This is a genomic window from Microbacterium sp. MM2322, assembly GCF_964186585.1.
GTDB lineage: Bacteria > Actinomycetota > Actinomycetes > Actinomycetales > Microbacteriaceae > Microbacterium.
This window is the reverse complement of sequence record NZ_OZ075067.1, coordinates 1,847,099-1,867,075: the sequence shown is the minus strand read 5'-3', so window position 1 is coordinate 1,867,075 and position 19,977 is coordinate 1,847,099. Positions and strand designations below refer to the sequence as shown.

16 protein-coding genes are annotated in these 19,977 nt (G+C 70.2%); 9 read left to right on the top strand and 7 right to left on the bottom strand.

What is annotated here, in order from left to right; translation table 11 throughout:
* Positions 1-26 precede the first annotated feature (26 nt).
* The 3 genes from ABQ271_RS09175 to ABQ271_RS09165 are packed head-to-tail and all read left to right on the top strand — an operon-like array spanning position 27 to position 2,904.
* Positions 27-491, top strand: a complete 465-nt coding sequence (locus ABQ271_RS09175; RefSeq protein WP_349308468.1) for an FMN-binding protein — start codon at positions 27-29, stop codon at positions 489-491.
* Positions 488-1,354 (top strand): FAD:protein FMN transferase, encoded by an 867-nt coding sequence (locus ABQ271_RS09170; protein ID WP_349308467.1) that lies wholly within the window; start codon positions 488-490, stop codon positions 1,352-1,354. Before ABQ271_RS09175 ends, ABQ271_RS09170 begins: the two co-directional genes overlap by 4 nt.
* Positions 1,351-2,904: an FAD-binding oxidoreductase gene (locus ABQ271_RS09165; RefSeq protein ID WP_349308466.1), complete on the top strand. Its 1,554-nt coding sequence runs from the start codon at positions 1,351-1,353 to the stop codon at positions 2,902-2,904. Before ABQ271_RS09170 ends, ABQ271_RS09165 begins: the two co-directional genes overlap by 4 nt.
* Positions 2,905-3,427: 523 nt before the next feature.
* On the opposite strand, the gene ABQ271_RS09160 is transcribed toward ABQ271_RS09165, so the two are convergent.
* From ABQ271_RS09160 to ABQ271_RS09140, 5 genes are all read right to left on the bottom strand, one after another.
* A complete protein-coding gene (locus tag ABQ271_RS09160; protein ID WP_349308465.1) occupies positions 3,428-4,918 on the bottom strand; it encodes an ATP-binding protein in 1,491 nt (496 codons plus the stop codon).
* The gene (locus tag ABQ271_RS09155; protein WP_349308464.1) at positions 4,915-5,640 is read right to left on the bottom strand and encodes a response regulator transcription factor; all 726 of its coding nucleotides are present in this window, start codon (positions 5,638-5,640) and stop codon (positions 4,915-4,917) included. The genes ABQ271_RS09160 and ABQ271_RS09155 overlap by 4 nt, the downstream gene beginning before the upstream one ends.
* A 50-nt stretch (positions 5,641-5,690) precedes the next feature.
* Positions 5,691-6,110, bottom strand: a complete 420-nt coding sequence (locus ABQ271_RS09150) for a VanZ family protein (protein ID WP_349308463.1) — start codon at positions 6,108-6,110, stop codon at positions 5,691-5,693.
* A 59-nt stretch (positions 6,111-6,169) separates the two neighbouring features.
* On the bottom strand, positions 6,170-7,759 hold the full coding sequence (gndA, locus tag ABQ271_RS09145; protein ID WP_349308462.1) for an NADP-dependent phosphogluconate dehydrogenase: 1,590 nt from the start codon (positions 7,757-7,759) through the stop codon (positions 6,170-6,172).
* Positions 7,760-7,876: 117 nt separating this feature from the next.
* The gene (locus tag ABQ271_RS09140; RefSeq protein ID WP_349308461.1) at positions 7,877-8,035 is read right to left on the bottom strand and encodes a hypothetical protein; all 159 of its coding nucleotides are present in this window, start codon (positions 8,033-8,035) and stop codon (positions 7,877-7,879) included.
* A gap of 213 nt (positions 8,036-8,248) precedes the next feature.
* On the opposite strand from ABQ271_RS09140, the gene ABQ271_RS09135 reads away from it, so the two are divergent.
* The 3 genes from ABQ271_RS09135 to mfd all read left to right on the top strand — a co-directional run bounded on the left by ABQ271_RS09135 (position 8,249) and on the right by mfd (position 13,166).
* Positions 8,249-8,869, top strand: a complete 621-nt coding sequence (locus ABQ271_RS09135; protein ID WP_349308460.1) for a 50S ribosomal protein L25/general stress protein Ctc — start codon at positions 8,249-8,251, stop codon at positions 8,867-8,869.
* 65 nt (positions 8,870-8,934) lie between these two features.
* Positions 8,935-9,519, top strand: coding sequence for an aminoacyl-tRNA hydrolase (pth, locus tag ABQ271_RS09130; protein WP_349308459.1), 585 nt, complete (start codon positions 8,935-8,937; stop codon positions 9,517-9,519).
* Positions 9,520-9,572: 53 nt separating this feature from the next.
* Complete coding sequence (gene mfd / locus ABQ271_RS09125) at positions 9,573-13,166, top strand: transcription-repair coupling factor (RefSeq protein ID WP_349308458.1); 3,594 nt, start codon at positions 9,573-9,575, stop codon at positions 13,164-13,166.
* Positions 13,167-13,229: 63 nt separating this feature from the next.
* On the opposite strand, the gene ABQ271_RS09120 is transcribed toward mfd, so the two are convergent.
* A complete protein-coding gene (locus ABQ271_RS09120) occupies positions 13,230-15,902 on the bottom strand; it encodes a phosphoenolpyruvate carboxylase (RefSeq protein ID WP_349308457.1) in 2,673 nt (890 codons plus the stop codon).
* A gap of 73 nt (positions 15,903-15,975) precedes the next feature.
* On the bottom strand, positions 15,976-17,352 hold the full coding sequence (locus tag ABQ271_RS09115) for a basic amino acid/polyamine antiporter (protein WP_349310883.1): 1,377 nt from the start codon (positions 17,350-17,352) through the stop codon (positions 15,976-15,978).
* 119 nt (positions 17,353-17,471) lie between these two features.
* Between ABQ271_RS09115 and ABQ271_RS09110 the strand changes: the two genes are divergently transcribed.
* From ABQ271_RS09110 to ABQ271_RS09100, 3 genes are read left to right on the top strand one after another with little or no spacing between them, the layout of a single operon-like run.
* Positions 17,472-18,122, top strand: a complete 651-nt coding sequence (locus ABQ271_RS09110; protein ID WP_349308456.1) for a MazG family protein — start codon at positions 17,472-17,474, stop codon at positions 18,120-18,122.
* 57 nt (positions 18,123-18,179) lie between these two features.
* Positions 18,180-19,436 carry an ATP phosphoribosyltransferase regulatory subunit gene (locus ABQ271_RS09105; protein ID WP_349310882.1) on the top strand — a complete coding sequence of 419 codons (1,257 nt, stop codon included), beginning with the start codon at positions 18,180-18,182 and terminating at the stop codon, positions 19,434-19,436.
* A gap of 31 nt (positions 19,437-19,467) precedes the next feature.
* Complete coding sequence (locus ABQ271_RS09100) at positions 19,468-19,920, top strand: YdeI/OmpD-associated family protein (RefSeq protein WP_349308455.1); 453 nt, start codon at positions 19,468-19,470, stop codon at positions 19,918-19,920.
* The last annotated feature ends 57 nt before the right edge of the window (positions 19,921-19,977 follow it).

Sequence of the window (19,977 nt, the reverse complement as noted above, 5' to 3'; positions counted from 1 at the left end):
CGGGCACGACACAAGGAGGACCTCACATGATCCGAACTACCGCCGTACCCCGGCCCATCCGCGTCGGCGCAGCTGCTGCATCCGTCGCCGGACTCGCTCTTCTGGCCGGGTGTGCCGGCCAGACCACCGCCGGCTCGGCCCAGAACCCGCCGGCGTCCGCAGACGCCGGCAGCGGCGCCTCATCGGGCTCCGGACCGTTCAAGGACGGCACCTACACGGCTGAGGGGACCTACCAGACCCCCGAGACCGTCGAGAAGATCAAGGTCACCCTGACGATCGCCTCCGACGTCGTCACCGACGTCGAGGTGACCGGCGACCCGCAGGCCCGCGAGACCACCCAGTACCAGGGCGAGTTCATCGGCGGGATCAAGGATGCGGCGGTGGGCAAGAAGCTGGCCGACCTCTCCGTCGACAAGGTCGGCGGCTCCTCCCTCACCAGCGGCGGATTCAACGCCGCGGTCAAGGAGATCCGGACCGAAGCGGCATCATGATCCAGGTCGCCCCCCTCGTCCATTCCTGGGCGTTCGAGGCGATCGGAACTGTCTGGCGGATCGATGCCGCCTCCCCCCTCGACGATGGCGTCCGTGATGTGATCACGGACGCCATCGGCGCGTTCGACCTCGCGTGGTCGCGCTTCCGCGCGGACTCGCTCGTGAGTCGATTGGGGGAGGAAGGCGGTGAGGCGCCAGCCCCTGCCGACGCCGTCGCCATGCTCGATGCCTACGAGGCCCTCGACACCGCCACTGCCGGTGCCGTGAACCCCCTTGTGGGGGAGAGTCTCGCCCGCCGGGGGTACGACGCCGACTATTCCTTCGTCGACAGCGGGGCCGTGGCTGCGCCCGTGGACTGGCGCCGCGTCGTGACGTGGTCGACCGACACTCTGAGCCTCGCCCACCCCGCCGTGCTCGATGTCGGAGCGCTCGGCAAGGGCCGTCTCGCGGATCTCGTCCTCGCGCTCGTCCCCGCGGGGCCCGCCGTCGTCGACGCCGGCGGCGACATCGCCGTCCGCGGCGTGACGCAGCGCATCGCGCTGGAGCATCCTTACGACGCCTCGCTCGCGATCGGGGTGTGGTCGGTGACGGATGCCGCCCTCTGCGCCTCCGCTGTCAACCGCCGCGCGTGGGGCGATGGCCTCCACCACGTCCTCGACGCCCGCACCGGTGAGCCGGTGCGCCGATATGCGGCCACCTGGGCCGTCGCGCGCGATGCCATGACGGCGGATGCCGTCGCCACCGCGCTGTTCTTCGATGGCGGCCCCCAGCTGGCCGCCGACTGGGGAGTCGAATGGGTGCGCATGCGCACCGACGGCTCCGTCGAATGGTCCCCCCACAGCGAAGCGGAGTTGTTCTCGTGATCTCGTCCCTCAGCGCCACCTGGAACCGCCTCCTCGGCGTTCTCGGGCGCCTGTCCATGTATCGCCTCGTCCTCCTGGCGCTATCCGCTCTCGCTGTCATCGCCCTGGTGTTCTCGTTCACCGGCGCGGTGTCGATCGCTCCCCTCGAACTCGTCGTCTCGTTCGCCGTCCTCGCGGTGTCGATCACCGCGGTGGATGCCGTCGTCCAGCGAATCGTCCGTCGTCCGTGGCGCATCGAGTCGGCCGTCATCACGGCGCTGATCCTGCTCTTCGTGCTGCGGCCGAGCCTGGAGCCGTTGCCGTTGCTCGGTCTCGTCGTCGCCGGTGCGATCGCCTCCCTGTCGAAGTACGTCCTCGCATGGCAGGGTCGGCACATCTTCAACCCGGCGGCCGTCGGGGCGACCGCGCTGACGATCATCAGCATCTGGGCGCCCGACCTCGGCTCCTCGGCCTGGTGGGTCGGTTCGCCCGCGCTGGCGATCCCGGTCGTCCTCCTCGGGCTCGCCGTGCTCATCCGCACCGAGAAGGTGCGCGTGGTGGGTCTCTTCCTCATCGTCGCGATCGCGGTCGGACTCGTCCGCAACGTCGTGCAGGCGCAGGCGGCGGGCTTCACGCTCGATCCCGCGATGACCTTCTCGAGCCTCGTTCTGTCGTCGCCGTTCCTGTTCCTCGGCGCCTTCATGCTCTCGGAGCCCCTTACCCTCCCGCCCCGTCGCTGGCAGCAGTTCGTCGTCGCGGGTGTGGTGGGCGTGCTCGTGGGCTGGCCGATCTCGTTCGAGGTGATCACGCTCGGTCAGGAGCGTGCGCTGCTCATCGGCAACCTCGTCGCCTTCGTGTTCGCGATGCGCACCGCGGTGCGGCTCACGATCGTCGAGCGGAGCGCGGTGACCCCGAGCGTCCGCGAGTACAGCTTCCGTACCGAACGGCCGGTGAAGTTCACACCCGGGCAGTACCTCGAGATCGAGGTCCCGCACGCCCGGCCCGACTCCCGCGGAACGCGGCGCGAGTTCAGCATCCTGTCGTCGCCGGCCGAGTTGCCGCTCGTCAAGATCGCGATGCGCGAAGGATCGCAGTCGAGCTTCAAGAAGGCGATCGCGACCGTGGAACCCGGAGACGAGCTCGCGATCACCGGCATCTGGGGCGACTTCGTACTGCCGCGCAACACGGACGTCCCGGTCCTCATGGTCGCCGCGGGGATCGGCGTGACGCCGTTCGTCTCGCACCTCCGCCACATCCGCCTGACGCAGGAGCGTCGCGACGTCGTGTTCGTCTACGTCGCCTCCGCGAGCGACGAGCTCGCCTTCCGCGACGACCTGGAGGCTGCCGGCATCCCGGTCATCGTCGTCACGAAGGATGAACCTGCCGACCTGCCCGCCGGCTGGACGTGGAACGGCGGCGCACGCCTTGACGCCGAGGGCCTCCTCCGCCACGTCCCCGACATCGCGAAGCGCCACGCGTTCGTCTCGGGTCCGCCCGCGTTGATCGCGACGCTCACCCCGGCGCTCGATCGGGCCAAGTCGATCACGACCGACGCCTTCAGCGGCTACTGAACGTCAGCGCCGTCCGCCCCGACCACCGTGCCGGGGCGGGCGGCATCCGTCCCCGCGGCCCCGAAGTCCCACTCGGGCCGGGTAAGCCCCCGCGTTTCCCGGCCCGATCGGGACCTCGCCCGCGTCACCCGGGCGCCACTCGCACGGCGACAACTCCGCTCAGGCCAGGCGCTGACCCGAGGTCCCACTCGGGCCGGGTATGTGCCCGCGTTCCCGGCCCGAATGGGACCTCGCCCGCGTGCCGCGCGGCCAGAACGCCGCGCCAACCTCGACGTCCCACTCGGGCCGGGTATGTGCCCGCGTTTCCCGGCCCGAATGGGACCTCGCCCGTGTCACCCTGGCGCCACGCGCATGGCGATAACGCCGCCTCGACCCGGCATTGACCCGAAGTCCCACTCGGGCCGGGTATGTGCCCGCGTATCCCGGCCCGAGTGGGACCTCACCTGCGCTCACCACGCGCGCGGCCGGAGCCCCACGCCGACTTCAGCCCCTCGGCCGCGCGACCTCGGCCGCGCGACCGCGGCTAGCGCGCGGCGTCGGCGGGGGAGTCGGGGCGGGCAGGGAGCCGCACCTCGAAGGTGGTGGATCCCGGCTCGGACGCCACGACGATCCGGCCGCCGTGCCCGGTGACGATCGCCTTCGCGATCGACAGCCCGAGCCCCGTCCCGCCGGTCTGGCGAGCGCGGGACGAGTCAGCCCGGCTGAAGCGCTCGAACAGGTCGCCGGCGATCGCGGGGTCGATCCCGGGCCCGTTGTCGTGGATGCGGAGCACCGCTTCGCCGTCGTGCGTCTCCACGGTCGTCGTCACGCGGGTTCCGGGAGGTGTGTGCACGCGTGCGTTGGCGAGCAGGTTCGCGGCCACCTGGTGGATCCGGCCGGTGTCGCCCGCGACGATCACCGGGTCGTCCGAGACATCCAGCACCCACTCGTGGTCCGTTCCGGCGACGCGCGCGTCGGACACCGCCTCGACGGCGAGGCGGGTCAGGTCGACGGCGCTGTAGACGAGCTCGGTGCCCTCATCGAGGCGAGCGAGCAGGAGCAGATCCTCCACGAGGGCGGTCATCCGCAGCGACTGCGCCTGGATCCGCTCGAGAGATTCTCGAGTCGTGTCCGCGACGACGCCCGGCGGGTTCGTGCCTGCGGCTTCCGCCTGACGGATGCCGCGCAGCGACAGCTCGGAATACCCGCGGATCGAGGCGAGCGGAGTCCTCAGCTCATGGCTCGCATCGGCGACGAAGGCCCGCATGCGGTCTTCGTTGCGCTGGCGCGCAGCGAGCGAGTTCTCGACGTGGTCGAGCAGAGTGTTGAGGGCGTGGCCGACCTGGCCGACCTCGGTGTGCGTGTCGGTGTCGTCGTCCGGTACCCGCTCGGTGATGGTGACGGCTTCGGCGAGAGGCATCGCGGCCACCCGGGAGGCGGTTGCCGCCACCGACCGGAGTGGGGCGAGCGCCCGTCGGATGAGGAACGCGATGATCGCTGCGAGGACGAGCAGCCCGCCGGTGGTCAGGAGGGCCACGGTCGTCACGATCCGCGCACTCACGCTCGTGACCTCGGACGTGGGAAGGCCCGTGATGGTCGAATAGGGCGCCGTCGAGTAGGCGGCCGACTGGGCGTGGAGCCGGTAGTCACCGAGCCGGTCGACGGTCGCGTAGGCCCAGTTGGCCTCATCCAGGGGGCCCGCCTCGATGCGGCTGACATCCAGCGTCCGGACATTGTTGTCATCGTCGACGTATGCCGCTGTCCAGCCGGCGATGTTGTTGACGACGAGGAGCGTTCCCCGCTCCTGGCGGCTTCGGCTGAGGATGTCCTCCGCACGGCTGTTGAGGTCGAGGACGATGGAATCCTGCGCCCGGGTGACCTTCGCATCGAGGTTCTCGCGGAGGACCGATTCGAGAACGGTTCCGGTGCCGAGGCCGACCGTGATGAGGATCACCGACACGAACGAGACGACGGCCGTGATCAGCCGTGCCTGCAGGCTCCAGCGGTGCCGCCGCCACCGGGAGCCCGCGATCACTGGCTCGCTTTGATCATGTAGCCGACACCTCGAACGGTGTGGATGAGGGGTTCCTTGCCCGCGTCGATCTTCTTGCGGAGGTAGGAGATGTAGAGCTCGACGACGCTCGACCGGCCGCCGAAGTCGTAGTTCCAGACCCGGTCGAGGATCTGCGCCTTCGACAGCACGCGCCGCTGGTTGCGCATGAGGTAGCGGAGGAGCTCGAACTCCGTCGCCGTCAGCTCGATCTCGTCATCACCGCGGAAGACCTCGTGCGAGTCTTCGTTCAGGGTCAGGTCGCCGACACGGAGGATCGGGTCTGCAGTGTCGGTGGATGCCCCGGCTCGGCGCATCAGTCCACGAAGTCGAGCGACGACTTCTTCAAGGCTGAAGGGCTTCGTCACGTAGTCGTCACCGCCGGCGGTCAGTCCCGCCACGCGGTCGCTGACGGAGTCCTTCGCGGTGAGGAACAGGACGGGCACGTCGTCGCCTGCTTGCCGGAGGCGCTGCAGCACAGCCATTCCGTCGAGGTCCGGCATCATGATGTCGAGAACCATGGCGTCGGGCGCGAATTCGCGTGCGACAGTGAGCGCATCGAAGCCGGACCCGGCGGTGCGGACCTCCCATCCCTCCATTCGCAGAGCCATCGAGAGCAGGTCGGTCAGCATCTGCTCGTCGTCGACGACGAGAACGCGCAGGGGGGAGCCGTCGGGGCGCTGGAGGAGGGGGGCAGGCATCGTCATGTTCACCATTCTCATGACATATCTATGAGTCGCCTATGCCTGCGCTTCGGTCATGCTCGGGATTCGTCGTACCGGCGGGGGTTCGGCGGCGACAGGAGGAAGGCGAGCAGGAGCATGAGGCACATGCCGATGACCGACCCCAGCGTGTTCGCGATGATGTCTCGCAGATCCGCCACGCGTGTGTCGATCAGCAGCGCTTGCAGCGTCTCGATCCCCGCGCTCGCGAGTGCACCGAGTATCGGCGCCGCCCACCATCCGCGGACGCCGAACCAGAGCACCGCGATCACGCCGAGCGGGACGAACATCGCCACGTTCGCGCCGAATTCCACCCGTTCGAACGTGATCCACGCGGTCGACGGGCGCTCGGCGAACCAGGCGAGCAGCCGGTTCAGCCCTGAGGCGATGTCAGAGCCGTACGGCGCCGCGCGCAACGTCATCCACGCGACCAGCCACGCGTAGAGCGCGGTCAAGATGGCGAGGACGATGCGCGCGGCGACGCGATGGACTCGCAGCGCCGTGCCCGAGCGGCTCAGTGCGTGTCCTCCGCCTCGACCTCGGTACGGTCACCGGACCACAGCGTGTGGAACGTGCCGTCCTTGTCGATGCGCTTGTAGGTGTGCGCGCCGAAGAAGTCGCGCTGCCCCTGGATGAGGGCAGCCGGCAGGCGGTCGGCGCGAAGGCCGTCGTAGTACGCGAGCGAGGAGCTGAACGCGGGGGCGGGGATGCCGGCGGCCGCCGAGATGCGGACGATCTCACGCCAGGCATCCTGCGTGCGGCCGAGTGCCTCGACGAAGTACGGCGCCGTCAGGAGCACCGGAAGATCCGCTTCGGCGTCGTACGCGTCGGCGATGCGATTGAGGAACTGCGCGCGGATGATGCAGCCCCCGCGCCAGATCTTGCTGACCGCGCCGAGGTCGATGTTCCAGCCGTACTGGGCGGCGCCGGCGCGGATCTCGTCGAAGCCCTGGCTGTACGCGACGATCTTCGAGGCGTACAGCGCGAGGCGCACCTGCTCGATGAACGCATCGGCGTCGGGGACCGTGAAGTCCTCCGACGAGGGGCCGGGGAGCGAGCCGGACACGTCGCGCTGTTCGCGGTGGCTCGACAGCGACCGGGCGAACGTCGCTTCGGCGATGCCGGAGACCGGGACGCCCAGGTCGAGGGCGGTCTGCACCGTCCACGCACCGGTTCCCTTGGCGCCGGCCTGGTCGACGATGACGTCCACGAGAGGCTTGCCGGTGGCGGCATCCGTCTGTCGCAGCACCTCGGCGGTGATCTCGATCAGGTAGGACTCGAGTTCGCCGGTGTTCCACTCGGCGAAGACGTCCGCGATCTCCGCGGGGGTCTTGCCGGTGCCGCGACGGATGAGGTCGTAGGCCTCGGCGATGAGCTGCATGTCGGCGTACTCGATGCCGTTGTGGACCATCTTGACGAAGTGTCCGGCGCCGTCGTGTCCGATGTGCGTGACGCACGGCTCGCCCTCGGCGACCGCAGCGATCGACTTCAGGATGGGGCCGAGCGTGACCCACGCCTCGTCGGGGCCGCCGGGCATGAGGGACGGGCCGTTGAGGGCGCCCTCCTCGCCGCCCGACACACCCATGCCGACGAAGTTGTAACCGGCCTCGGAGACCGCCTTCTCGCGACGGATCGTGTCGGTGAACAGGCTGTTGCCGCCGTCGATGATGATGTCGCCGGGCTCGAAGACGCGCATGAGTTCGTCGATGACGGCATCCGTCGCCTTGCCGGCCTTGACCATGATGATGGCGGTGCGCGGCGTCTGCAGCGAGGCCGCGAACTCCTCGTAGGTGAAGGCGGGGACGAACTCGGCCTCGGGGTGGGCCTCGACGAGCTCGTCGGTCTTGGACCGCGACCGGTTGAAGACGGCGACGGTGTTGCCCTCGCGCGACGCGAGGTTGCGGGCCAGGTTCGATCCCATGACCGCGAGGCCCACGACGCCGATGTTGGCGGGACCCGCATCGCTGCCGGTCGCTGCGGCCTCCGGGTGCGTCGGGCGGTCGACCTCTTCGGGCTGGGGAGCGCCCTCGTGCTGCTGGGTGGCTTCGTGCGGAGCCTGGTCCCGGTCGTTGGAGTGTCCGGTGGAAGAGGGGGACGACGACATGCGTAGCTCCAGGTCTGCGTGAGGTGTGAGCGGGAGAGGGGTGGATGCCGAAACCGGCAGTGTCCCCGTCGGTCACTGTATCGGCTGGGCCGACAGGGGAGATTTCGTGTGACGCGGTCAGTTCTTGTACGAGCGACCGAGGGAGAAGAACGCACCGACCACGCAGACGGCGGTTGCGGTGCTCAGAGCTCCGACGAACCAGAGCAGTGCGTGCGACATCCATCCGTAGTCCATGGGTTCCTCCGTCGATCGGGCGTGGCGGGACTGACGTTCCATCGTATCCATCGCGCTGGTAGACTCGCTCCGAACTTCGGCGAGGGATGCACCGCATCCGTGATCGACGCGGTGAAGCAGGCTTCGCGGCTTTCCTCACGCGCATGCGTTCGAGTCGAACCACAGACCATGTCTGGGCCGCACCGGCCCCGACGACAGACGAGGCCGTATCGGCCCCGATTGATTGGGCCGCGAAGGCCCGCAAGGAGAACACTCATGGTCACCGAGACCGACACCAAGGTCGTCGCCGAGCTGCGCGAGCAGTTCGGCAAGGGCTTCGCCCGCCGTCTGCGCGCGGCCGGCAAGATCCCCGCCGTCATCTACGGCCACGGCACGGACCCCGTGCACGTCGCGCTGCCCGGGCACCAGGTCGCGCTGCTCATCCGCCGCGCCAACGTGCTGCTCGAGCTCGAGATCGCCGGCACGCATCAGCTCACGCTGGTCAAGGACGTCCAGAAGGACCCCGTGCACCAGGTCATCGAGCACATCGACCTCCTCGTCGTGAAGAAGGGCGAGAAGATCCAGGTCGACATCCCCGTCTCCGTCGTCGGCGAGCCGTTCCCCGGCACGATCGCCAACCTCGAGAACACCACGGTGACCCTCGAGGTCGAGGCGACCCACATCCCCCAGAACGTCGAGGTCTCCGTCGAGGGCCTCGAGGACGGCGCGCACATCACGGCGGCGGACCTGACGCTGCCCCGCGGTGCGGTGCTGGTGACCGACCCCGAGACGCTCATCGTCGGTGTCGCGCTGCCGCCGGCTCCCGTCGAGGACGAGGCGGAGGGGTCCGAGGAGGGCGCCGAGTCCGAGTCGTCCACCGAGGAATCCGCCGAGTAAGACTCACCCGCTCGAAGCCCGTCGCCGCTCTCGCTGCGACGGGCTTCGTCGTCGAAGGGACGTTCATGGCCGACACCTGGCTGATCGTGGGGCTCGGCAATCCCGGCCCCCGCTACGAGGCGACTCGACACAACGTCGGGCAGATGGTGATCGACGAGCTCGTGCAGCGGAGGTCTGAGTCGTTGCGCTCGCACAAGGCCGGCGCGCGCGTCGCCGAGACGTGGCTGCGCCCCGGCACGGCCAAGCTCGTGCTCGCGAAGCCGAACTCGTTCATGAACGTCTCGGGGGGACCGGTCTCGGGGCTGGCGTCGTTCTACGGTGTGCCGGCGGCGCGCGTCGTCGTCGTGCACGACGAACTCGACATCCCGTTCGACTCCCTGAAGCTCAAGATCGGCGGGGGACACGGCGGTCACAACGGCGTCCGCGACGTCGCCAAGGCGCTGGGGACACCGGACTTCCCGCGCGTCCGTGTCGGCATCGGCCGTCCGCCGGGACGTCAGGATCCCGCGGACTGGGTGCTCGATCCGTTCGGGGCGGCGGAGCGGAAGGTGCTCCCGATCGCGATCGGCGACGCAGCGGATGCCGTGGAGCAGCTCGTCGAGGAGGGCCTCCTCGCGGCGCAGCAGCGCCATCACGCGCCGCGCGCCTGATCCAGACGACTCGTGGCGGATCCGGTGTCCGATGCGCCGCGTAGACTTCCCCGGTGACAATTCCCGGGATCGTGCGCGCCCTCGAACAGGCTGACAGCTTCCGGGAGGCCCTCGACGCCGCCGCCTCGGATACCGACTTCTCGGCGGTGACGGGCCTCGACGCTCCTCTGCTCGCCGCTCTCCTCGAACGGCGTGCCGCGTCGGGGCGGCCTCCCGTGCTGCTCCTCGTCGCGCCCACCGGACGCCGTGCCGAGAGCATCGGAGCGGCGTTGCAGTGCCTGCTTCCCGACGCCGCCGTGCGGCACCTCCCGGCGTGGGAGACGCTTCCGCACGAGCGTCTGAGCCCGAGCGCCGAGACCGTGGGGCGCCGCCTCAGCGTGCTCCGCGAGGCGGCGGATTGGGACGGCCGCACGCCGCTCGTCGTGACGGCATCCGTTCGCGGCGCCCTGCAGCCGATCGCGGCGGGACTGACGGATGCCGGTGTCGTCCGGCTCGAGCTCGGTTCGCGCGGGCAGGAGCTCGACGAGGTCGTCCACCGCCTGGTGGATCTCGCCTACCACCGGGTGGACATGGTCTCGCGTCGCGGCGAGTTCGCGGTGCGCGGCGGCATCCTGGACGTGTTCCCTCCCGTCGCCGACCACCCCTATCGCGTCGACTTCTTCGGCGACGAGATCGACCAGATCCGCGCCTTCTCGGTCGCCGACCAGCGCTCGCTTCCGGGCGAGGTGCGCAGCGTCACACTCCTCCCGAGCCGCGAACTGCTCCTCACCGATGCCGTTCGCGAGCGCGCGGCAGGACTCCGCGACCGGATGCCGGGGCTCGGCACGATGCTCGAGAAGATGAGCCAGGGCATCCCCGTCGAGGGAATGGAGTCCCTGCTCCCCGCCGTGGCCGATGCGGTCCTGCCGCTCGTCGACTACCTGCCCGAGGGGGCTGCGGTCGCGGTCGTCGACCCCGAGCGCGCCGTCACGCGCGCGATGACCCTGGCGGAGACGAACCGGGAATTCCTCGAAGCTGCGTGGAGCGCGGCGACGGCCGGTGCCGAGAGCCCCGTCGATCTCGGCGCGGGCGACTTCCTCACTCTCCCCGAACTGCGCGAGGCAGCGGCGGCGCGCGGCGGCGTGTGGTGGAGCCTCAGCACGTTCGACTCCGGCGAGTCGGATGCGGCCGACGAGGGTCTGATCGAACGAGCGGATGCCGCGGTCCGCATCCCGGCGACCGCCGTCCCGTCCTTCCAGGGCAACGTCGAGGGCGCCACCGAGCACATCGGCAACCTCCTCGGCGCCGGCTGGCGAGTCCTCGTGGCGGCGTCCGGCGCCGGCCTCGTCGATCGTTCGCGCGACGTCTTGTCGGAGCGCGGCCTCGCTGCCCGCGCGGCCGATGCGGTGACGGAGATGCCCGAGCCGGGGATCGCGGTGGCGACCATCGCGACGCTCGAGGCGGGATTCCTCTTCGCCGACGCGAAACTCGCGGTCTTCACCGAGAGCGACTTCTACGGGCGCACCATCGGCGGCGACAACCGCGTCGTGAAGAAGCTCGCCTCCCGGCGCCGGAACGTCGTCGACCCGTTGCAGCTGACGCCGGGCGACCACGTCGTGCACTCGACCCACGGCATCGGCAAGTTCGTCGAGCTCGTCCAGCGCGAGGTCTCCTCAGGCGGCCGCAATGCGGTCAAAAGCAAGCGCGAGTACCTCGTGTTGGAGTACGCGCCCTCCAAGCGGGGCCATCCCGGCGACAAGCTCTACGTCCCGACGGACCAGCTCGACCTGCTGTCGCGCTACGTCGGCGGCGAAGCTCCGCAACTCTCGAAGATGGGCGGGTCGGACTGGGCCGCGGCCAAGGGCAAGGCGCGCAAGGCCGTCCGCGACATCGCCATCGAGCTCGTGAAGCTCTACTCGGCGCGCATGTCGTCGAAGGGGTACGCCTTCGGGCCCGACACCCCGTGGCAGCGCGAACTCGAAGAGGCCTTCCCGTTCGCCGAGACGCCCGATCAGCTGCAGACGATCGACGAGATCAAGGCCGACATGGAGAAGCCGATCCCGATGGACCGCCTCCTCTCCGGCGACGTCGGTTTCGGTAAGACCGAGGTCGCCGTCCGGGCGGCGTTCAAGGCGATCCAGGAGGGCAAGCAGGTCGCGATGCTCGTCCCGACGACGCTGCTCGCCAAGCAGCACCTCGAGACGTTCTCGGAGCGCTTCGCGGGCTTCCCCGTGAAGGTCCGGCCGCTGTCGCGCTTCCAGACCGCGAAGGAGGCGAAGGACACGCTCGCCGGTCTCGCCGACGGGACCGTCGACATGGTGATCGGCACCCACCGCATCCTCACCGAGAAGGTCGCGTTCAAGGACCTCGGCCTCATGATCATCGACGAGGAGCAGCGCTTCGGCGTCGAGCACAAGGACTCGCTGAAGAAGCTCAAGACGAACGTCGACATCCTCGCGATGAGTGCGACCCCCATTCCGCGGACGCTCGAGATGGCGGTCACCGGCATCCGCGAGATGTCGACGCTCGCCACGCCGCCCGAGGAGCGGCATCCGATCCTCACCTACGTGGGCCCGCGCAGCGACAAGCAGATCGCCGCCGCGATCCGGCGCGAACTGCTCCGCGAGGGGCAGATCTTCTTCGTGCACAACCGGGTGTCGTCGATCCAGCGGGTCGCCGCGCAACTTGCCGAACTCGTCCCCGAGGCGCGCATCGCCGTCGCGCACGGCCAGATGGGCGAGCACCAGCTCGAGCAGGTCGTCGACGACTTCTGGGAGCGGCGGGCGGACGTGCTCGTGTCGACCACGATCATCGAGACCGGACTCGACATCGCCAACGCGAACACGATGATCATCGACCGCGCCGACAAGTACGGCCTCTCGCAGCTGCACCAGCTCCGCGGTCGCGTCGGACGCGCCCGCGAGCGCGCCTACGCGTACTTCCTGTACGACGAGAACAAGCCGCTCAGCGAGACCGCCGCCGATCGACTGGAGACGATCGCCGTCAACAACGACCTCGGCTCCGGCATGCAGGTCGCCCTCAAGGACCTCGAGATCCGCGGCGCGGGCAACCTCCTCGGCGCCGAGCAAGCCGGCCACATCGCGGGCGTCGGGTTCGACCTGTACCTCCGCATGATCGGCGAGGCGGTGGCCACGTTCCGCGGCGAAGACGTCGAGGGCCCGGCGGAGTTGCGCCTCGAACTGCCGGTGCAGGCGCGCATCCCGGAGTCGTTCATCGACAGCGAGCGGCTGCGTCTCGAGGCCTACCAGAAGCTGTCGGCCGCGGCATCCGTCACCGCAGCCCCCGACGCCATCGACCTCGTCATCGACGAGCTCCGCGACCGTTACGGCACCCCGCCGCCCGAGGTCGACGGCCTCATCGCCATCGCCCGCCTGCGTCGGCGGGCCGCCCAGTCCGGCCTGTCGGACGTCGTCGCGATGGGTCCGAACCTCCGGATCGCGCCCGCGCACCTGCCGGACTCGATCCGCGTGCGCCTGCAGCGGCTGCACCCGAAGTCGAAGGTCGTCTCGGGCGGTGAGGCGATGGTCGTGCCGCTCCCGACGGCCGGGGGAGAAGCGCTGAGCGACGCCGACCTCATCGCGTGGACGGCGGGTCTGCTCGACCAGATCTTCCCCCTCCCTGTCGAGACGACCGCGCCTCCCGCCTGACGCAGAAACGCCCCGCCCCCGGCATGCCGGCGGGGCGGGGCGTCGCGCCGCGTCCGCGAGCGCTCAGCCGGTGTTCTGCAGGCCCGCGGCGACGCCGGAGACCGACAGCAGCAGCAGGCGCTGCAGCTCGGGGTCCACCTCGCCGGCGGTCGAGTCACGCAGACCCCGAAGCGCGCGCAACTGCAGGAGCGAGAGCGCGTCCACGTAGGGGCTGCGCATCTTGACGGCACGGCCGAGGACGGGCCGGTTGCCGAGCAGTTCCGTGCCGCCGGTCAGCTTCACGACCCAGGCGCGGGTGAGCGCCATCTCCTCGCGGACGAGGGCGGCGAGGTCGTCGCGGTCGCCGAGCTCGAGATAGTGACGGGCGATGCGGTCGTCCGTCTTGGCGAGGCTCATGGCGACGTTGTCGATGAGCGTCCGGAACAGCGGCCACTCCTCGTACGCCTCCCGGAGCCGGGGCTCGTCGCCCACGGCGTCGAGCGCCGTGCCGAGTCCGAACCAGCCCGCGAGGTTGATGCGCGCCTGCGTCCACGCGAACACCCACGGGATCGCGCGGAGGTCTTCGAGCGACTCGACCGACAGTCCGCGACGGGCAGGTCGGGAACCGAGAGCGAGCAGCCCGATCTCCTCCATCGGCGTGACCTGCGCGAACCACGGCGCGAAGCCCGGCGCCTTCACGAGGGCGAAGAACCGCTCTCGGGATGCCGCATCCATCACGCTCGCGACGTCGGCGTACCGCTCGGCGGCCGACCGGTTGCGCTCCTCGATGGAGGGCGCCGACGCCATCAGCATGGCCCCGGCGACCTGGTCGATGTGGCGCATGGCGATCGAGCGGTCGCCGTACCGGGCGAAGATGACCTCGCCCTGCTCGGTGAGCTTGAACCGCCCGTCGACCGAGTGCGGCGGCTGCGCGAGGATCGCGGAGTTCGCCGGGCCGCCGCCGCGACCGAGAGCGCCGCCGCGACCGTGGAAGAGCGTCAGCTCGATGCCCTCGGCGACGGCCCACGCCGAGATCTCCGCCTGCGCCTCGTAGAGGGCGAGGTTCGCCGCGACCGGACCCACGTCCTTGGACGAGTCGGAGTAGCCGAGCATGACCTCGAGTCGCCGGTCGGTGGCCGCCAGGCGGGACACGAACTGCGGGTGTTCGACGATCTCCGCCAGGATGCCCGGCGCCGCCTGCAGGTCCGCGAAGGTCTCGAAGAGCGGGATGACGTCGAGCACGGGCGGCGTGCCGTCGGGGCCGACGGCGTGGCGCGCGAGCGTGTGAACGGCCGCAAGATCGTCCGCGGAGCGCGTGAACGACACGATGTAGCGACCGGCGGCACGGGGGCCGTACCGTTCCTGCAGGAACGCGATGGTGCGGAACACCTCGAGCACCTCGTCGGCGAGTTCAGAACGCTCGCTGCCGCCCGACTCGAGTTCGGCGAGGACCTTCGCGTGGACGGCCGAGTGCTGTCGGACCTCGAGCTCGGCGAGGTGGAATCCGAACGTCTCGACTTGCCAGATGAGCTGCTGCAGGTGGCCGTACGCCTGGCGCGGCGCGCCGGCCTGCACGAGCGCGTCCTGGACGGTCCGGAGGTCGGCGAGAAGGTGCTCCGGGTCGCTGTACGCGAGATCCGCGTTGCGGGTCCGGGTCGCGGCGATCTTCCGCGCCAGGAGCAGCAGGATGCGGCGGTACGGCTCGTTGGGGGAGCGCTTGGCGATCTCGGCGGCGGCGTCCTCGTCGGCATCCTTCAGCTTCTGCCAGAGCGCGATCGCGGCCGGCGTCGGCGGCGTCGAGGTCGCATCGAGAGTCAGAGTGCGTCCGACGCGGCTCGCGGTCCGCTCGAGCCCGAGCAGCACGTGCTCGCTCGCGATGCCGGCGGCCTTGCGGGTCGTCTTGGCGGTCACGAAGGGGTTGCCGTCGCGGTCGCCGCCGACCCAGGAACCGATGCGCACGAACGGGCGGACGAGGGGCGGGCGGGCCCCGGCATCCTCACCCTGCAGTGCGTCGTCGACGCGGCGGTACACGTGCGGGATGGCGGTGTAGAGGGTTTCGTCGAAGACGCCCATGACGGAGCGGACCTCGTCGGTGGGCGAGGGCTTCTCCGAGCGCAGCGGTGCGGTCCGCCAGAGGGTGTCGACTTCTTCGAGCATGCGGCGCTCGGCGCGGCGACGGTCGGCGCTGTCGGCCTCGGTGGCATCGCGGTCGGCGAGCAGTTCGGCGAGGCGACGGATGCTGGAGGACACCGCTCGGCGTCGCGCTTCGGTCGGGTGCGCCGTGAACACCGGGTGGAAGCGGAGGCCCTGCAGGCGCTCGCGCGCTGCGTCCTCGCCGATCTCGGCGGCGAGGCTGCGGTACGCGGCGGTGATCGAGTCGCTCGCGTTCTTCTCGTCGACGCGTCCGCCGCGCTCGCGGAGGATCCGCACGCGCTGGTGCTCCTCGGCGAGGTTCACGAGGTGGAAGTAACAGGTGAAGGCGCGGGCCACCTCCTCGGCGCGTGCCAGGGAGTACGACTCCGCGATCGCGGCCGCGCGGGCGAACGCTTCGGGGGTGTCGTCGGTGTAGGCCTGGATCGTCGCGATCCGGAGCCGCTCGACGTCGTCGAAGAGTCCGGGGGAACCGCTCTCCTGGAGGACGCGCCCCAGGAGGGAGCCGAGGACGCGCACGTCGGCACGCATCTGTTCGGGGATCTTCTGCTCGGCCTCGTACCGTCCGACGAGGTCGATCGCTTCGGTGTGGGTGAGTTCGTGCACCGTCTCACGGTAGCGGGGGTTGACGGCCCGTCCTGACACGATGACGCGGTGCGACCGTGTTCGCGGCGGGGCGTCAGACCGTGATCGCGCCCACGGCGATCAGGACCACCGCGACGATGGCACCGGCGGCCGCGACGGCGAACAGCACCGCTTCGGCCGGGGTGAACACCCGTGCGCGCTGCTCCCGCCGCCCGATGGCGAAGAGGATCGTGCCCGGCACGATGATGACGAGGCACAGGAGCAGGTAGGTGAGTCCCGCGGCCCAGAGCAGATAGGCCGTGTAGAGCGTGGCCGCCGCTGCGATCACCAGGTCCCGCGTGCGACGGGAATTCCCGTCCTGCAGGGCGAGCTTCACGGCGTACGCGGCGGACAGGAAGAACGGGATGAGGGCGAGCGCGCTCGTGAGCTCGAGGGCGGCGTCGAACGCGTTCTGGGCGAAGAGGACGACGAACAGCATGACCTGGGCGAGGACCGACGACAGTGTGAGTGCACCGATGGGGGTGTCGTTCCGGTTCGTTCGGCGAAGGAAGGCGGGAAGGTCGCCGGCCCGTGCTGCCGACAGCAGGACTTCGGCGGCCATGAGCGTCCAGGCGAGATACGCGCCCAGCACCGCGATGATGAGGGCGGCCCCGACGAACACGGCACCCCAGCCACCGACCGCCTGCTCGAGCACGCCGCCCATGGACGGCTGCCGGAGGGTGGCGAGCTCCTCGCGGGGGAGGATGCCGTACGAGACGATCGTGACCGAGGCGAAGACGGCGAGGACGCTGAGAAAGCCGAGGACGGTTGCGCGTCCCACGTCGCTGCGCTGTCGGGCGTGACGGGAATTGACGCTCGCCCCTTCGATGCCGATGAAGACGAAGACCGTGACGAGCATCGTCGCGCGGATCTGTTCGCCGAGGCCCGTCGTGTCGTCGCCACCCCAGTTCGCGGCGAAGACGGCCGGGTCGAACACGGTGAGGCACAGCACGACGAACACGACGATCGGGAGGACCTTCGCGACGGTCACGATCCGGTTGAGGGCGGCGGCCTGGCGCACACCGCGACGGATCAGCAGGAAGAACAGCCAGATGCCCACCGACGACACCGCCACCGCGAGCACGGTGTCGCCCTCGCCGAGCTCGGGGAAGACGCTGCCGAGCGTGGAGGTGATGAACACCCAGTAGAAGACGTTTCCCACGCAGGCGCTCGCCCAGTAGCCGAAGGCGGCGAAGAACCCGACGTAGTTCCCGAAACCGGCCTTCGCGTAGCTGAAGATCCCCGCGTCGAGGTCGGGCCGGCGAATCGCCAGCCGGTGGAACACCAGGGCGAGCATCAGCATCCCGCTGCCCGCGATCGCCCACGAGATGAGCGCACCGGCCACGCCGGTCGACGCGGCGAAGGTGGCGGGCAGAGAGAAGACACCGGCGCCGATCATCGATCCGACGACGAACGTCGACAGCGTGAACATCGAGACGCGGGTCCCGCCGACCGTGGACGCGGGTGCCGAGGCGGGGGAGGTCACTGATCCAGCCTACGGGCGTCGTCGAACGGATGCCGGGGCGCGGCATCCCTCGTATCGTTGCCGACATGTCGCACCCCCTTCCCGCGTCGAGCGACGCGCTGCGCCGCGCCGCCGAGACGATGCACGCCGTCCGCGAGCGGTGCGTGTGGACGCAGCAGATCGATCACGACGACCTCGTGCCGTACCTGCAGGAGGAAGCTGCCGAACTCGTCGATGCCGTCGAGACGGGGACGCGGGCGGACCTCAAGGAGGAGCTCGGCGACCTGCTCTGGCAGGTGCTGTTCCACGCCGAGATCGCCTCACGGGATGACGTCGACCCCTTCGACATCGACGACGTGGCGGATGCGCTCGCCGACAAGATGATCCGGCGGCATCCGCATGTCTTCGGCGACGCCGTGGCGACGACGCCCGCCGAGGTCCTCGTGCACTGGAACGCGGCGAAGGCCGCCGAGAAGCACTCGCGGACGAGCGTCCTCGACGGGGTGTCCTCGCACATGCCCTCCCTCGCGCTCGCGCAGAAGATGCTCGGCAAGGCGGCGCAGGTGGAGGTCGAGACCTCGCCCAGTACTCCGGACCCCGCCAGCGAAGCCGAACTCGGCGACGCGCTCCTCGCCCTCGTCGTCCGGGCCCGTGCCGAAGGATGGGATGCCGAACGCGCCCTGCGCCAGCGACTCCGCGCGCTCGCCGACGCGGTGAGGGCCGCCGAGTCCTCCTGAGCGCCCGTCGCGGTCTGAGAGACTAGGACCGTGCCCTCCGTGAACCCGCCGCGCGGTATGCGCGACTTCCTCCCCGCTGACAAGGCCCGCCGTGAGCGGGTGCTCGCCGTCATCCGCGACCGGTACCGCGCGCACGGCTTCGACGAGATCGAAACGCCGGTCGTCGAGGACTACGAGCGACTTCACGCCGGGATCGGCGGCGACAACGAGAAGCTCGCGTTCAACGTGCTCAGGCGTGGCCTCGACGCCGACGCGATCCGGGATGCCGCAGACGACCCGGCGGCGCTGTCCGACCTGGGCCTCCGCTACGACCTCACCGTCCCGCTCGCCCGCTTCTACGCCACCAACCGCGCGCAGCTGCCGTCGGTGTTCCGGGCGATCCAGATCGCACCGGTCTGGCGGGCCGAACGCCCCCAGAAGGGCCGCTACCGCCAGTTCGTCCAGTGCGACATCGACATCATCGGCGACGCGACCGCGCGCGCCGAGGTGGAGCTCCTGACGGCGAGCCTCGACGTGCTCGATGCGCTCGGGCTCGAGGGCGGCACCATCCGGATCAATGACCGGCGCGCCCTCGACGCCATGCTCGCCGTCTTCGGTTTCGCCGACGCGGATCGCGCGGGCGTCCTCATCACGATCGACAAGCTCGACAAGGTCGGCCCCACCGGGGTCGTGGCAGAGCTCCGCGAGCGCGGCGCCGACGAGTCCGCGGTGGCCGCCTTCGAGACCTTCCTCACGCGTCCGCAGACCCGCGAGTACCTTCCCTTCGGCGAAGCGCAGATCCGCAAGGCCCTCCCTGCGGGCGTCTCGGACGAGATCGTCGCGCACCTCGTCGGCATCGGCGAGGCGGTCGCCGCCGCGCGCGGCGAGGTCGACGTGCCTTTGCACTTCGATCCCTTCCTCGTGCGGGGCATGGGGTACTACACGGGCACCATCTACGAGCTCGCCCACCCGTCGGTCTCGTACTCGCTGGGTGGGGGCGGTCGCTACGACGGCATGATCGGGCGCTTCCTCGGGCAGGACGTTCCGGCGGTGGGGTTCTCGATCGGTTTCGAGCGCATCGTCGACCTCCTGGGAGCGGGGGAGGATGCCGCATCCGCCGCCGTCGTCCTCATCGCCGACCGCGACGTCCCCCTCGCCGAGCTCGCCGCGCACAAGGCGTTCTTCGTGGGGCAGGGCGCGCGCGTGCGCCTCGAGCAGCGCACGAAGAACCTCAAGGGACTTCTCGAGCGTTCGGCGGCGGACGGCTACACGTCGTTCGCGACGGTCGCCGCCGGCGCCGACTCGGCGTCGATTGAGCCGCGCCCGCTCGGCTGACACGACGGCCGCACGCTGCTACGGTGCGCCCATGACGCTCCACGTGCGAACGGTCCTCCCGAAGAACGGCCCGGCGACGGCGATCGAACTCACCGACGAACAGGTCGAGGCGCTCGGCGGCGGCAAGCGCGCGGCTGTCGTCGTGAGGATCGGCGAGCGGACGGCCCGGCTGCGACTGGCCGTCATGGGCGGCCGCAACCTCATCGGCATGTCGAAGGCCGCGCGGGCGGAGCTCGGGGTGGAGATCGGCGACGAGGTCGACGCGACGATCGCCCTCGACGCCGATGAGCGGGCGGTCGAGCTGCCCGGGGACCTCGAGGCCGCCCTCGACGCCGAGCCTCAGGTGCGGGCCGCGTTCGACGCACTGGCACCCTCCCGGCGCAAGGAGGTCGTCCGATCCGTCCTCGACGCGAAGAAGGCGGAGACACGGGAGAAGCGGATCGCGTCGGCGGTGGACGGACTCCGCTCTCCGGCGAGCACCTGACGTCGCCCCCGCGTCACCCGCGCGTCGGGTGTCGTTCACCCACGGGTGATGTGCTCG